11 protein-coding genes are annotated in these 14,676 nt (G+C 62.2%); 6 read left to right on the top strand and 5 right to left on the bottom strand.

Annotated features, from left to right (window positions below; genetic code table 11):
* Positions 1–13: 13 nt before the first annotated feature.
* Positions 14–781 carry an IclR family transcriptional regulator gene (locus tag ISG32_RS22535; protein ID WP_194773280.1) on the top strand — a complete coding sequence of 256 codons (768 nt, stop codon included), beginning with the start codon at positions 14–16 and terminating at the stop codon, positions 779–781.
* 6 nt (positions 782–787) lie between these two features.
* Here the strand turns inward: ISG32_RS22535 and ISG32_RS22530 are convergent, their stop codons facing one another.
* A complete protein-coding gene (locus tag ISG32_RS22530) occupies positions 788–1,786 on the bottom strand; it encodes a LysR family transcriptional regulator (protein ID WP_194773279.1) in 999 nt (332 codons plus the stop codon).
* A gap of 191 nt (positions 1,787–1,977) precedes the next feature.
* Between ISG32_RS22530 and ISG32_RS22525 the strand changes: the two genes are divergently transcribed.
* The 5 genes from ISG32_RS22525 (at position 1,978) to ISG32_RS22505 (ending at position 10,755) form a co-directional block, all read left to right on the top strand.
* Positions 1,978–3,168 carry an MFS transporter gene (locus ISG32_RS22525; RefSeq protein WP_194773278.1) on the top strand — a complete coding sequence of 397 codons (1,191 nt, stop codon included), beginning with the start codon at positions 1,978–1,980 and terminating at the stop codon, positions 3,166–3,168.
* A gap of 462 nt (positions 3,169–3,630) precedes the next feature.
* On the top strand, positions 3,631–5,118 hold the full coding sequence (locus ISG32_RS22520; RefSeq protein WP_194773277.1) for a nucleobase:cation symporter-2 family protein: 1,488 nt from the start codon (positions 3,631–3,633) through the stop codon (positions 5,116–5,118).
* Positions 5,119–5,315: 197 nt separating this feature from the next.
* Entirely contained in the window at positions 5,316–7,616 is a 2,301-nt protein-coding gene (locus ISG32_RS22515; RefSeq protein WP_194773276.1) for an NADP-dependent malic enzyme, read from the top strand.
* A gap of 639 nt (positions 7,617–8,255) precedes the next feature.
* A complete protein-coding gene (locus ISG32_RS22510; RefSeq protein WP_228530031.1) occupies positions 8,256–9,002 on the top strand; it encodes a TetR/AcrR family transcriptional regulator in 747 nt (248 codons plus the stop codon).
* Positions 9,003–9,042: 40 nt separating this feature from the next.
* Positions 9,043–10,755, top strand: coding sequence for an acyl-CoA dehydrogenase family protein (locus ISG32_RS22505; protein WP_194773275.1), 1,713 nt, complete (start codon positions 9,043–9,045; stop codon positions 10,753–10,755).
* A 12-nt stretch (positions 10,756–10,767) separates the two neighbouring features.
* Here ISG32_RS22505 and ISG32_RS22500 read toward each other — a convergent pair whose 3' ends face one another.
* Genes ISG32_RS22500 through ISG32_RS22485 form a run of 4 tightly spaced genes read right to left on the bottom strand, consistent with a single transcriptional unit; the run spans position 10,768 to position 14,673 of the window.
* A complete protein-coding gene (locus tag ISG32_RS22500) occupies positions 10,768–11,544 on the bottom strand; it encodes an enoyl-CoA hydratase/isomerase family protein (protein ID WP_194773274.1) in 777 nt (258 codons plus the stop codon).
* A gap of 5 nt (positions 11,545–11,549) precedes the next feature.
* The gene (locus ISG32_RS22495) at positions 11,550–12,773 is read right to left on the bottom strand and encodes a CaiB/BaiF CoA transferase family protein (RefSeq protein WP_194773273.1); all 1,224 of its coding nucleotides are present in this window, start codon (positions 12,771–12,773) and stop codon (positions 11,550–11,552) included.
* Between the two features lie 12 nt (positions 12,774–12,785).
* A complete protein-coding gene (locus tag ISG32_RS22490) occupies positions 12,786–13,757 on the bottom strand; it encodes a Bug family tripartite tricarboxylate transporter substrate binding protein (RefSeq protein ID WP_228530030.1) in 972 nt (323 codons plus the stop codon).
* The gene (locus ISG32_RS22485; protein ID WP_194773272.1) at positions 13,747–14,673 is read right to left on the bottom strand and encodes a LysR family transcriptional regulator; all 927 of its coding nucleotides are present in this window, start codon (positions 14,671–14,673) and stop codon (positions 13,747–13,749) included. The genes ISG32_RS22490 and ISG32_RS22485 overlap by 11 nt, the downstream gene beginning before the upstream one ends.
* Positions 14,674–14,676 lie beyond the last annotated feature (3 nt).

The following is a 14,676-nucleotide window of genomic DNA, read 5'->3' as shown; positions in this document are numbered from 1 at the left end:
CTCGAGGACTTGCATGTCTGAATCCGACATCGATGCCGCAGCGCCCGCAGTCACCGGCACCACGGTCACGGCCGTGCTGCGGGCGCTGAGTCTGCTCGACGCGTTCGGCGAGCACGACGCGCAGCTCACGCTCGCCCAGCTCGCGCAGCGCACGCAGCTGGCCAAGCCCACTGCACTGCGGCTCGCGCGCACGCTGTCGGTCGCGGGCTATCTGGTGGCGCTGCCCGGCGGCGTGTGGCGGCTTGGGCCTGCGGTGGCGCTGCTTGGCGCGCGCTACCAGCGGGCCTTCGATCTGCGCAACGTGATCGAGCCCGCACTGCATTCACTCGCGCAGAGCACAGGGCACAGCGCCTCGTTCTTCGCGCTTGAGCATGGCAGGCGCGTGCGGCTGCTGCGCGTGCGCGGCGCCGACGGCTTCGTCAGCCCCACGCGCGTGGGCGAGCCGCTGCCGCTGGATCGCGGCGCGGCCGGTCAGGTGATTCTGGCGTTCACCGGACACCTCGGCGATCTCATGGAGACCATTCGCCAGCGCCGCTTTCACGCCACCGTCGGCGAGGCCAACGCGCTGGCCGCCAGCATCGCCGCGCCGGTGTTCGCAGCGCGCGGCGCGGTCATCGGTGCTTTGAGTCTGGCCGTGCCCGCAAGCGACGACGCGAATGCCGAACTGCTGCGGCATGCCGATGCCATCGTCGAAGCGGCGAATCGCCTGTCGCAGACACTCGCGGCGGCGCGGTATGCCGATCAGGAAACCATCGTGCAGCGCAGCCATTGGCATCCCTGAACAGGTCTATCTCCCGCGCTTGAGAAAGGCCTTCGGCACCTTCTCCGCGTGCCGCAGATCCACATGCTCCTTGAGAAAATCCAGCACCGCGCGCGTGCGCTGCGGCAAGTGGCCGGGCTTGCCGACGTAGAGGGCGTGAATCGGCTCGAGATCGCCCACGTTGCAGTCCTCCAGCACGGCCTCGAGCCGTCCGGCCTGCAGATCGTCCCAAGCGTGGTAGAGCGACAGCCGCGCCAGCCCCGCGCCCTGCAGCGCGAGATTGCGCATCGCCTCGCCGTCGTTCACCCGCAGCACCTCGCCCATGCTGACCTGGATGCGCTCATGGCCCTTGCGGCTGCGATCGCACAGCGGCCAGTGCGGAACGGCGCGCGGGTAATTCCATCCAATGCGCACAAAGCGTTCGAGATCGCCCGGATGGCGCGGCCTGCCGAGGCGATTCAGATAGTCTGGCGCGCCCACGATCAGCTGCCGCGTGTGACCGAGCAGCCGCGCCACGTTGTCCGATGAGGGCAGGCTGCCCCAGCGGATCGCGATGTCGGCGCGGGCCTCGATGAGATCGACCACGTGGTCGGTGAGGCTCAGGTCGATGCGCAGTTCGGGATAGGTCTGCATCAGCAGCGGCACCAGCGGAATCAGCAGCCGCTGGCCGGTTGCGGTGCTCGCGTTGATGCGCACCACGCCCGACGGCACGCTGCGCGCGGTGACCGAGGTTTCCAGCTCGCTCAGATCGGCCAGCACGCGCTTGCCGTTGTCGGCGAGCTTGCGGCCCTCGGGCGTGAGCTGCAGATGCCGGGTGGAACGCTGCAGCAACTGCACGCCGAGCCGCGCCTCCAGCCGCGCGACGATCTTGCTGACGGCCGAGGGCGACACATCGCTTCTGCGCGCGGCTTCGGAAAAGCTGCCGAGCTCCGCCACCCGAACGAACACCTCCAGTTCGCCGGAGCGGTTGATCTCGGTGCCGAGCTGGCTGGACTTGCGCGCAGGCGTCGTGTTTCTCGTTGCCATGGAGCCTCTGGGAAGAGAAAGGATGAGTGAGGGGAAAGGGTCCTTATTCGTTCCATGATGGCACAAGTCCTGTTCCCATGTTCCCGCTACACAAAACTGCGCGCGACGCGCACAGTACAGGCATCGGGGCCCGCCATCACGCGAGATTCGCCCCTTCACGCAAACCCCTTCCCACAAGGAACCTCTTCATCATGCCCGCATCCCTGTTGGCTCTGGCCGCCGGCGCCTTTGGCATCGGCACCACCGAATTCATCATCATGGGTCTGCTCACGCAAGTGAGTCAGGACCTGCAGATTTCCATCCCCACGGCGGGCACGCTGATCTCGGGCTACGCCATCGGCGTGGCCATCGGCGCGCCGCTGCTCACGCTCGGCACGCGCAGCTGGCCTCGCAAGCGCCTCCTGCTCACGCTGATGCTGATCTTCATCGCGGGCAATGCGGCTGCGGTGTTCGCACCCAACTACGGCTGGCTGATGGCCGCGCGGGTCCTCACCTCGCTCACCCACGGAACCTTCTTCGGCGTGGGCGCTGTCGTGGCGACCGGCCTCGTCGCGCCGGAGAAAAAAGCATCGGCCATCGCGCTGATGTTCTCGGGCCTCACGCTCGCCACCCTGCTCGGCGTGCCTGCGGGTGCGTGGATCGGCCAGCACTTCGGCTGGCGCATGGCCTTTGCCGCGGTGGCGGGCGTGGGCGTGATCGCCTTCATCATCCTGGCGCTGTTCGTGCCGCGCGACGTGGCGGCCCCCGCCCCCTCCTCCCTCAAGCAGGAGCTCGCGGTGCTCGGCAGCGCGCAGGTCTGGCTCGGTCTCGGCATCACGGTGTTCGGCTTTGCGGGCGTGTTCGCGCTCTACACCTACATCGAGCCGCTGCTCACCCAGATCACCCACATGGGCAACCAGCTCGTCGCCATCACGCTGCTGGTGTTCGGCGCGGGCCTGGCCATCGGCAACTACTGGGGCGGCAAGCTCGCCGACCGCGGCGTGATGCGTGCGCTGTTCATCACGCTGGCCGCGCTGCTTTTGGCGCTGATCGCGGGCCGCTGGGCCTTCGCAAGCGCCTGGATCGCCATGGGCTACGTGCTGCTGCTGGGCATCGCCGCGTTCATGACGGTGGCGCCAATGCAGATGTGGGTGCTGCAGTCGGCGGGCTCTGCGGGCTCGAACCTCGCGTCCAGCCTGAACATCTCGGCCTTCAATCTGGGCAATGCGCTGGGCGCCTGGGTCGGCGGCGCGGTCATCGCTGGCGGCCTGGGGCTGCTGTCGCTGAGCTGGGCGGCGGGCGTGCTGACCGTGGTCGGACTGGCGCTGACCGGCGCGAGCCAATGGCTGACCCAGACATCGGCAGGCAAGCCCGACCACTGCGCGCTGCAAGGCGCACGCTGAGGCAGATGGCAAGGGCACAGCACACCGCCCTTGCGTCTCCGTCAGAGCGCGGCGGAAGCCAGAAATTCGCGGTTGCCACCATCCAGATCATGCAAACGTTTTTCACAATCTGGATTCACCCGCCACTCTGACGCCCGCCCGAGGCCACCACCACCACGCCCGGTGGACTCCAATCGCCTTCCATCCGCTGCCCGGCCACGCTCGGGCATTTTGTCCTTGGACTCGCGCCGCAGCCGCTTGCACAGGCACTTTCGCGCGCACCACGGCGGTGCAATCCCCACCGATAGCAATGCCCGAAGACGGTGCGGGGCGCGCTAGGGTTTACCGGGAGATGCGCCCACCCGTGCTTTGTATACACTTTTTGTATGAATTGTTGTGCGCAAAATTCATCCCGACATGCTGGCTCGAACCTTGCATGTCTGCGCGCACAAGCATTGTGTAAAGCACAGAGGTAGAAGCCCCATGTCATCTTCCATCCATCCCGTTGATGAAACACTCCCGCTTGGCAGGGTCACCACGCTGGGTCTCCAGCACGTGCTGGTCATGTACGCGGGCGCGGTCGCCGTCCCGCTGATCGTGGGCCGTGCGCTGAATCTTGCGCCGGAGCAGGTCGCTCATCTGATCTCGGCCGATCTGTTCGTCTGCGGCCTGGTCACGCTGATCCAGGCCATGGGCGCCACACAGTGGTTCGGCATCAAGCTGCCGGTGATGATGGGCGTGACCTTCGCGTCCGTCGCTCCGATGATTTCGATGGCTCAGGCCACCGGAGGACAGGCCGGAGCCGGGCTGATCTTCGGCTCGGTGATCGGCGCGGGCATCGTCTCGCTGCTGATCGCCCCGCTCATCAGCCGCATGCTGCGCTTCTTTCCGCCGGTGGTCACCGGCACCATCATCGCGGTGATCGGCATCAGCCTCATGCGCGTGGGCATCAACTGGATCTTCGGCAACCCCGTGGGCCCGACCGCGCCTTCCGTCCCCAACCCGGAGCACCTGAAATGGCTGGCCGACGCGCAGGCCACCGCGGGTGCGCCGGGTTCTTCGCTGCCGCCCATCCCCAAGGGCTTTGCGGTGGTTCCGACCATTCCCAACCCCAAGTACGCGGATCTGGCCGGTGTCGGCATTTCCGGCGCGGTGCTGGTCACCATCCTGCTGATCGCACGCTTCGGCAAGGGCTTTCTGGCCAACGTCTCGGTGCTCGCGGGCATCGTCGTCGGCGGCATCATCACCGCCGCCATGGGCCTGATGGACTTCAACAAGGTCGCCAAGGCCGAGTGGTTCGACCTCGTTCTGCCGTTCGAGATCGCCACCCCCGTGTTCGATCCGGTCCTGATCCTCACCATGTCGCTGGTGATGGTGGTGGTGATGATCGAGTCCGTGGGCATGTTCCTCGCGCTGTCCGACATGACGGGCAAGGAGGTCTCTCAGGACGACCTCACGCGCGGGCTGCGCACCGACGGCCTCGGCACCCTGCTGGGCGGCATCTTCAACACCTTCCCCTACACCAGCTTCTCGCAGAACGTGGGCCTCGTCGCCGTCACCGGCGTGAAGAGCCGCTGGGTCTGCGTGGCCGGTGGCGTCATCCTGATCATCCTGGGCATCCTGCCCAAAATGGCCGCGCTGATCGAATCGCTGCCGACCGTGGTGCTCGGCGGTGCGGGCCTTGTCATGTTCGGCATGGTCGCGGCCACCGGCATCCGCATTCTGAGCAACGTGGACTTCCAGAAGAACCGCAACAACGCGATGATCGTGGCCGTCTCCATCGGCGTGGGCATGATCCCGCTGGTCGCGCCCAACTTCCGCCAGTGGATGCCGCACGCCATCCACCCGCTCATCGAATCGGGAATTCTGCTGGCCTCGCTCTCTGCTGTACTATTGAACATCTTTTTCAATGGCACCAGCAGCGATACCTCGGCTGCTGTGCGAGCTGCGGCCCAGGCCGATGCGCACTGAACCACAGACCGGTGCCTGCCCGCATGTCTGAATCCCTCATCCAAGGGACCTGACACAAAGCCCTTGCGCTGAACGGCGCCGGGGCTTTTTTTGTATTCTTTTGTCACAATTGCGCTAGGGTTCCGCCTAGCGCGATAGGCTGGTCAGGCTGGAGTAAGCTCTGCCAGACTTTCCCTTTGTTCAGTAGTAAGCAACGTATGACCCAGAACTTGTCAGCCGCCGAGTCGGCATTGCGCGAAGCCGCCCTCGAATACCACCGCAACCCTTCCAAAGGCAAGATTTCGGTCACGCCGACCAAGCCGCTGTCCAACCAGCGAGACCTGTCTCTGGCGTACTCTCCGGGCGTGGCCTATCCGTGCCTGGACATCCAGGCCAATCCGGCACTTGCGGCCGAGTACACCTCGCGCGGCAATCTGGTGGGCGTGATCACCAACGGCACGGCCGTGCTGGGTCTGGGCGACATCGGCCCGCTGGCGGGCAAGCCGGTCATGGAAGGCAAGGGCTGTCTGTTCAAGAAGTTCGCGGGTGTGGACGTGTTCGACATCGAGCTCGATGCACGCGACCCCGACAAGATCATCGAGATCGTCGCCGCACTCGAGCCCACGCTCGGCGGCATCAACCTCGAGGACATCAAGGCGCCCGAGTGCTTCTACATCGAGCGCGAGCTGTCCAAGCGCATGCAGATTCCGGTGTTCCACGATGACCAGCACGGCACGGCCATCATCTCCAGCGCCGCCCTGCTCAACGGACTGGAACTCGTGGGCAAGCAGATCGACAAGGTGAAGGTCGCCGTGTCCGGCGCGGGCGCTGCGGCGATCGCCTGCGTGGACGTGATGGTCGGCCTCGGCGTCAAGCGCGAGAACGTCTTCATGGTCGACTCCAAGGGCGTGATCTATGACGGTCGCCCCGGTGGCCTCGACGAATCCAAGCAGCGCTACGCCCAGAAGACCGACGCGCGCACGCTGTCCGACGTCGTCAACGGCGCGGACGTGTTCCTCGGCTGCTCCGCCCCCGGCGTGCTGACCGCCGACATGGTCAAGACCATGGCCGACAAGCCGATCATCCTCGCGCTCGCCAACCCCGAGCCGGAAATCCGCCCCGAGCTGGCCAAGGCCATCCGTCCCGACTGCATCATGGCCACCGGCCGTTCGGACTATCCGAACCAGGTGAACAACGTGCTGTGCTTCCCCTACATCTTCCGCGGCGCGCTCGACTGCGGCGCAACGAAGATCACCGAAGCCATGAAGCTCGCCTGCGTGCGCGAGATCGCCGCGCTGGCCAAGGCCGACGTGAGCGACGAAGTGGCCGCAGCCTATCAGGGCAAGGAACTGAGCTTCGGCCCGGACTACCTGATCCCCACGCCGTTCGACACCCGCCTGATCCTGCGCATCGCCCCGGCGGTCGCCAAGGCGGCTCAGGAATCCGGCGTCGCCACGCGCCCGATCGAAGACATCGAGGCCTACCGCGAAAGCCTGACGCGCTTTGTCTACCAGACCAGCATGTTCATGCGCCCCGTGTTCGCCGCCGCCAAGGCCAACATCCAGCGCGTGGCCTATGCGGAAGGTGAAGACGAGCGCGTGCTGCGCGCCGCACAGGTCGCCATCGACGACGGTCTGGCCAAGCCCATCCTGATCGGTCGCCCCGCCGTCATCGAAGCCCGCGTCGCCAAGGCCGGTCTGCGCATGCAGCTCGGCAAGGACGCCGAGATCTGCAACCCCGAGGACGATCCGCGCTTCCGCCAGTACTGGGAGACTTATCACAAGCTCATGGGCCGTGACGGCGTGACGCCCGAGGCCGCCAAGGCCGCAGTGCGCCGCTCCAACACCATCATCGCAGCGCTGATGGTGCATCTGGGCGACGCGGACGCGATGCTCTGCGGCCTGGTCGGCAAGTTCGACGCCCACCTCGGCCATGTGCGCGACGTGCTCGGCCTGAAGGAAGACGCCACCCAGCTCGCCACCGTGAACGCGGTGATGCTGGACACCGGCACCCTCTTCATCGCCGACACCTACATCAACGAAGACCCGACCGCCGAAGAGCTGGCCTCCATCGCGCTGATGGCCGCCGAAGAAGTGCAGCGCTTCGGCCTGCCGCCCAAGGTCGCGTTCCTCTCGCACTCCAACTACGGTTCGTCCACACGCCCTTCCGCCCTCAAGATGCGCAAGGCCCGCGACCTGTTCCAGAAGCTGGCCCCGCACATCGAGTGCGACGGCGAAATGCACGGCGACGCGGCCCTGTCCGAGAAGGTGCGCCACAACACGCTGCTGGAGACCACGCTGTCAGGTTCCGCCAACGTGCTGATCTGCCCGAATCTGGATGCGGCGAACATTCTGTTCAACGTGCTCAAGCAGACGGGCGGTCATGGCACGACCATCGGGCCGATCCTGCTCGGCGGTGGTGGTGCGGCGGATGTGCTCACGCCTTCCGCTACCGTGCGTCGGGTGGTGAATATGACTGCGTTGGCTGCTGCGAATGCGGCGGGGAAGCACAAGGGCTGATGCCCTTTTGAATCCCTTTCCTGGGTGAGAAAGCGCCGCGTTTTATCGCGGCGTTTTTTTTGGCTTTGATGAAGCTGACGACTGCTGGGTGGCTGCTTTCCGAGGCCGGGACTGCCCCCGGCGGGGCAATCACTTTTTGCTTGCGCGCAAAAAGTAATCAAAAACGCGCTTTCAATACCTCCGGCGGAACTCGCTGCGTTCCTTCGTCACTCCGCTCGGACAACCGCCGGAAATCAGTTTTGAAGAGGTGATTGCGGCACGTTGCTTCGCTCGTGCCGGGGTGTTTGTGGAGTTGGGGTGGGTAACTCATGCCCGCTGCTCTTTTGAGCGACGTTGATCCCGCAAGCAAATCAAAAATCGCGCAGCGCTGACGCCCCAGCATCTCGCGAAGTCGCGAGATGCCCGGCACGAGCGAAGCAACGTGCCGAACACACCTCTTATGAAAACTCTGACTCGCGGCGGTTGCCCGAGCGGCGCGCGCAGCGCAAAGCGAGTTCTGCCGCGGGTATTGAAAAACGCATTTTTGGTGACTTTTTGGGCAAGACCAAAAAGTTACTCCGCCGCCGGGCGGAACTCCCGGCCTCCGTAAACAACCACCCAGCCGAAGCAAGCAAGAGACCAGACAGCAGCCCCGCATGCATGAAGGCGGAATGGTCCGAAGGAGCACCCCCCTCCATTTTCGGTTGTACCCAAACAAAGAATGAATTACTATTCACATCATTGCGAATCAACATTCATTCCTTCATGGCCTATCGTCAAACCGCCGCCGTTGAGGCGCGTCTCCAAGACAACCGTACCCGCATTCTCCAGGCCGCCCGCGCGCTCGTCAGCGAAGGCGGATGGCAGGAGGCTCAGGTCGCCAACGTGGCTGCGACTGCCGGGATGGCCACGGGGACGGTGTATCGGTACTTCCCCTCCAAGGCGGAGCTGTTCGCCGAGGTGCTGTCACGGGTGTCTCAGCGGGAGGTGGATGTACTGTCGGACATCGCGGCTTCGGATGGATCGGCTGCCGAGCGGCTGCATTCGATGGTCACCACTTTCGTGCTGCGGGCGATGCGCAATCCGCGGCTGGCGTATGCGTTGATTGCCGAGCCTTGCGACAAGGCGATCGACGAGGAGCGGCTGACCTATCGCGCCGCGATCAGCGAGGTGATCCGGGCGGTGATTCTCGAGGGTCAGGCGCAGGGCGGCATGCGCGGTGATGTGCGTGCCGACGTGGCCTGCACGGTCATCGTCGGCGGGTTCATGGAAGGGCTGATCGGGCCGCTTTCGCCGCTGGCCAACACATCGCAGCTGAGCGAGGCCAAGCAGCGCATCGAGATCGCCGCCCTTGCCGATCAGATCGCGGCGCTGGCGTGTGCGAGCGTTGCTGCGTCGGGTCGCTGAACTCAACACCCTATTTTTCGATCAACCAGGAGACAACGCCATGAACCAGTCCACTTCCAGCGCATCCCTCGTCGCGCCCGCTGATCGTTACCGCACGCACGAGGTGCGCAATCAGGCGCAGCCCGCAAACGGGTTCAACGCTTTTTCCGGTGATGCCGTGCTGACCGCAGCGATTGCGCGCGAAGCTCCGTGGGCTGGCGAGCGCTGCGCCGCGCTGGGTGCGCTGGCGGGGGATGTTGGCGTACAGGAACTTGCGCGCCTGGCGAATCGCCATGATCCGGAGTTGAAGACGCATGACCGCTTTGGTCACCGCATCGACTGGGTGGAGTTCCACCCGAGCTGGCATGAGCTGATGTCGCTTGCCTGGAAGCACGAAGTGCCCAACCTCACCTGGCGCACCGCCGAGTCCGGCGGTCACTATGCGCGCGCGGTGCTGTCCCACTTGTGGAATCAGGTCGAGCATGGAACGGCCTGCCCCACCGGCATGGCCTATGCGTCGTTCGCGGGCTTTTCCGCAGAGCCTGCGCTTGCGGTCTGGGCCGAAAAATCCAAGGGCACGCAGTATGAATTCAGCCGCCGTGAAGTGGGTGACAAGCCGTCCGTCGTGATCGGCTATGCCATGACGGAAAAGCAAGGCGGCTCGGACCTGCGCGAGACGCAGACCTCGGCGCGCTTTTCACATTCGGCCGACTACCATGGCGCCACCGCGCACTGGTACGAGCTCACCGGCCACAAGTGGTTCTGCTCGGTGCCGCAGTCCGATGGCTTCTTCACGCTCGCCAAAGTCGATGGCGGTGTGACCTGCTTCTTTCTGCCCCGCACCTTGCCGGATGGTTCCTTCAACCGGTTCTACATTCAACGTCTCAAGGACAAGGCCGGCAATCGCTCCAACGCATCCAGCGAGATCGAATACGCGGGCACCCTCGCCATCCGGGTGGGAGAGGAAGGTCATGGGATCCGCGAGATTCTCTCGCACGCCCACCTCACGCGCCTCGATTTCGCCGTGGGATCCGCAGGACTGATGCGTCAGGCGCTCACGCTCGCGCTGCAGCACACCACCACGCGCACGGCCTTCGGCAGCTCGATTGCGGATCGCCCAATGATGCTCAACGTGCTGGCCGACATGGCCGTCGAGACGGAGGCGGCCACCCTGCTCGCGTTGCGCGTGGCCAAGGCGACCGACGGCATGGAAACCAGCACGCACGAAAAACTGCTCGCCCGCGTGGCCACGCCCGCCGCCAAGTTCTTCAACTGTTCGCGCGCACCCGCCATCGCCTACGAGGCACTGCAGTGCCATGGTGGCAACGGCTTCATCGAAGAGAACCCCATGGCGCGTCTGTACCGCGAGGCGCCGCTCAACAGCGTCTGGGAAGGCACGGCCAACATGATGTGCATGGACGTGCGCCGCGCGATGCAGCGCACGCCTGAAACCCGCGACGCGCTCCTTGATGACTGGAAGCGCCTCGCGGGACAGGATGCTCGCTTCGACCGCATGGCGGGCAACGCCACGCGGCTCATTGACGCGGCGCTTGCAGACGAGTTCCTCGCACGCCCGATGACCGAGGCGGTCGCGCGCACCATTCAAGGCGCTGAACTCCTGCAACACAGCACCACCGAGGTGATCGATGCCTTCTTCTCGACGCGCGGCGGTCAATCGGGCAGCGACTGGGGCGTTCATCTCGGCACCATGGGCGGCCGAGTGAATGTCGACACCGCACGCAAGATCGTGCACCGCGCGAACGTGCTGCGTTGATATGCTTTGGAATCAACGCCCGACAAACACCGGTGCGCGCTTTTCCACAAAAGCACGTCGCGCTTCAACCGCATCCTCGGTCTTGGCGACCTGCGCCGTGCGGTCCTGCTCATACCGGTAGCCGTCGCGCAGACTCATGTCCTCAATAGCATTGGCCGTCTCGATCATCAGCTGTACCGACAGCGGACTCTTGGCCGCAATTTGCGCCGCGATTTTCTGCGCCTCCGGCAGCAACTGATCCGGCGCCACGCATGCTTCGATGACGCCCAGTCGATACAGTTCGGGTGCAGTCACGCGCATACCGGTCAGCATCATGCGACGCAGCCGCGAATGGCCGAACAGACGCTGTGCGTGCTTCACACCGCCGAGCAGCCCTACATCGACTTCAGGGAGCGCCAAGCATGCGGTCTCCGATGCGATCAGAATATCGCAGGACGCTGCAATACCCAATCCCGCTCCCAATGCGGGCCCATTCAGCGCCCCGATCACCGGCTTGCAGCATTCACGGATGGAATGAAACAGTTCGCGCGTACGGCGCGAATGTTGATTCAAGCCGCCCGGTGTACCGGTGATATGTTCGCGGTTTTTCAAATCCGCTCCGGCGCAAAAAATCTTGCCATATCCCGTCAGAATCACGACCCTGACCGAGTCATCTGAGCCCATGGTATCCAGCGCCTGGGTCAATTCATTCATCAACTGAGTGCTGACGGCATTCACCGGCGGGTTGTTCAGCGTAACAACCGCGATGAAGTCCTGAATGGCGACTGTGATTTGTTCAAAGCTGTACATATGTTTTAGATAACAGAGTTTTGACGTAATTCCTGAATGCGGCTCGCGTTCAGGCCAAGAATTTCTCTCAACACGGATTCCGTATGCTCGCCCATCGCGGGAGGTCTCATGTTCAGCCGGGTTGACGCTTCAGAGAACTGATAAGGGCTGCGGATCTGGGGAATGCTCACCCCGTGCTCGTCCTGCAGTTCAAACTGCATTTGCCGATGCACTACCTGCGGATCGTTGAGAACCTCTGGAATGGTATTGATCGGTCCGGACGGCACGCCGAGCAACTCCAGTTCTGCCAGCAGTTCCGCCTTATTGAATGTGGCGAGCAGCTCATCGAGCAAAACGTCGAGCTCGGGCAGATTGCGCACCCGCGCATCGTTCGTGGCGAATTTTTCAGAAACGGCCAGCTCCGATTTCCCAAGCGCAGCACATAATTTCGCAAACTGTCCGTCATTACCCACGGCCAGGATAATCTGACCGTCGATGCATCGATAGACGCGTTGGGGCTGTATGTTGGGATGGCGATTACCGCGCCGGACCGGGGTTTGGCCCGTCAGCAAATAGTTCATTCCCTGATTCGCCAGCAATGACACCGCCACATCCAACATCGCAATATCGATATGCTCTCCCCGCCCTGTGCGCTCGCGGCGAACCACCGAGGCGAGGATCGCGCTCGTGCTGTATACCCCCGTGATCAAATCGATCAACGGAATCCCGATTTTCATCGGACTGCCACCCGGCCGGTCGTCTGACTCGCCCGTCACGCTCATGATCCCACTCATCGCCTGAATCATGAAGTCGTACGCTGGCTGCTTCGCGCGCGGACCGGTCTGACCGAACCCGGTGATGGAGCAGAGAATGATGTCTGGCTTGACCTCTTTCAAAACCGAATACCCCAGTCCCATTCGATCCAGCGTTCCGGTTTTGAAATTCTCCAAAACAATGTCCGCCTTCTTGGCAAGCTCCAGGATGATTTTTTTTCCTTCGTCGGTTTTCAGGTCTACCGTAATCGAATACTTTCCCCGATTGGCCGCAAGAAAGTATCCAGACTCACCGACACGATTTCCGTGGTCATCCGATAAATAGGGCGGCCCCCACAGCCGCGTGTCGTCTCCCGCGCCCGGCTGTTCAACCTTGATGACCGTCGCACCCAAATCCGCCAGAGATTGACTCGCCCAAGGACCTGCCAAAACACGGCTCAAGTCCAATACCATCAAATTAGAAAGAGGTGTATCCATGATGTTCAACTATTACTGTGCCTGAATTCCAGCCTCTTCGATGACGCCTTTCCACCGGCGTCGCTCTTTCTCGACAATGGTCTTCATCTCCTCCGGCGTGTTGGCGACTGCCACAATGCCTTGCGCCGCCAGGGTTGATTTCACGTGGGATTCCTTGGCCGCCTGATTAAGTGCAGCGGACATCCTTCGAACAATGTCGTCGGGAGTGCCACGCGGAGCGGTAATGTAGTTCACCGGAGATGCATCAAACCCGGAAATGGTTTTGTTCAGCGGATGCACATTCGGCAGAATATCCACCGCAAATGGCGTGGTGACACCAAGCGGGGTCAATCTACCGTCTTTTATATACGCGGTATAGATTCCAACGGTGTCGATGGAGAAATCACCCATTCCTCCGACCAAGTCACGCAGCGCCTCTCCTGTACCTTTGTAGGGAATATGCTCCACATCGATTTTCGCCAGATTTTTTAGCAACTCGCCATTCAGGTGGCTTGAGGATCCAATGCCGGCGCTGACAAACGAAAGCTTGCCCGGGCGTGACTTTGCATAACTGATGAACTGATCAATGTTTTTGATTCCCAATTGGCTGTTCACCACCAGCACGCTGGGGGCCAGTGACACCTGAGAAACAGGTATCAGCGCATCGGGATCGTATCCCAGTTTTTTGACGAGAAAAGGCAGCGTCATTTGCTGACCGGGCGTGGTATACAGAAATGTGTACCCATCCGGAGATGACGAAGCTACGGAGTTTGCGCCAATGGCCCCCCCTGCACCGGCCTTGTTCTCGACAACGATGCTCTGACCCAGTATTTTCTGGAGAGCGTCGGCATATACGCGGGCGGTAATATCTGCGCCGCCACCGGGCGCGAATGGCACCACCATCTTGATTGGTTTCGAAGGCCATTGCTGTGCATGGACGACGCCAGTCAACAGCATGACTGAAACAGCCATCGCGAAAGCCTTGGAAAAAATACTAATTTTCATAATGCCTCCTAAAATCTTCGAACAGTTTGCTTATTTTTGAACGCACAATTCGCACCGCCTTTGCGTTGTTTGGCGGCATATTCATGGAAATAACGCGAATCAATTCAGGATCAGTAATCCTGCTCGCCTGCAAAACACCCTCCTCCACCTCATTTTTGATGGCATGCCAGGGCAATATCGTGTAGCCACCTCTTTTGGCAGCTACTTCCTTTTGCAAGACTCCGGAGTCGGCCTCCATGATGACGTTGATTTTCACCCCATAGACGCCGCCCATTTCTTCCAGCATATTTCTAAACGACGACGGCTTCGCCGAAAGCACCAAAGGCAAGTCACTCAACGCCGCAAACGGGGTCTCGGCCTGTGCCGTCACTGTGTCTCCGACAGCGCCGACCAGAAAGGACGGAAGCCGGCACATCACCTCGTCCTCCCAATCCTTGATCTGATGGCTTTTGTATGGAATGCCGATATCCACTTCGCGCAGCCGCAGCCACGTCTCTATTTGGCCGGCTGCGCCTTCAATGATTTTCAACTGTATACCGGGATAGTTTTCCTTCAGATAAAAAAACAAGGGAGAAAGAATGCTTTTGGTCAGCGACGGAATAATGGCAATGCGCACCAGACCGGTGATGTGATCGTTATCGATTACATCCGATATGTTTTGCGCACCTTCCAGTGTGCAGATTGCCAACGGAAGGATTTTTCTACCAAGCTCCGTCAACTCCACACCACGTCCATGCCTGATGAACAGGTAGCCCCGGCAATCTTTCTCCAGATTGGAAAGATAGCGGCTGACAGCAGGCTGGCTGAGCCCCAGATCGATCGCCACGCGAGTGATGCTTCCAGCCTCTGCAGTCAGAACAAATATCTTCAGTGTTCGCAGATCCCATAACGGGAGAGTTTTCTCGGCTGAAATCATGAA

Origin of the sequence: Diaphorobacter caeni, assembly GCF_015354245.1 — a bacterium.
GTDB lineage: Bacteria > Pseudomonadota > Gammaproteobacteria > Burkholderiales > Burkholderiaceae_C > Diaphorobacter_A > Diaphorobacter_A caeni.
The sequence above is the reverse complement of the archived record's forward strand: the minus strand, read 5'-3'. Positions and strand labels throughout refer to the sequence as shown.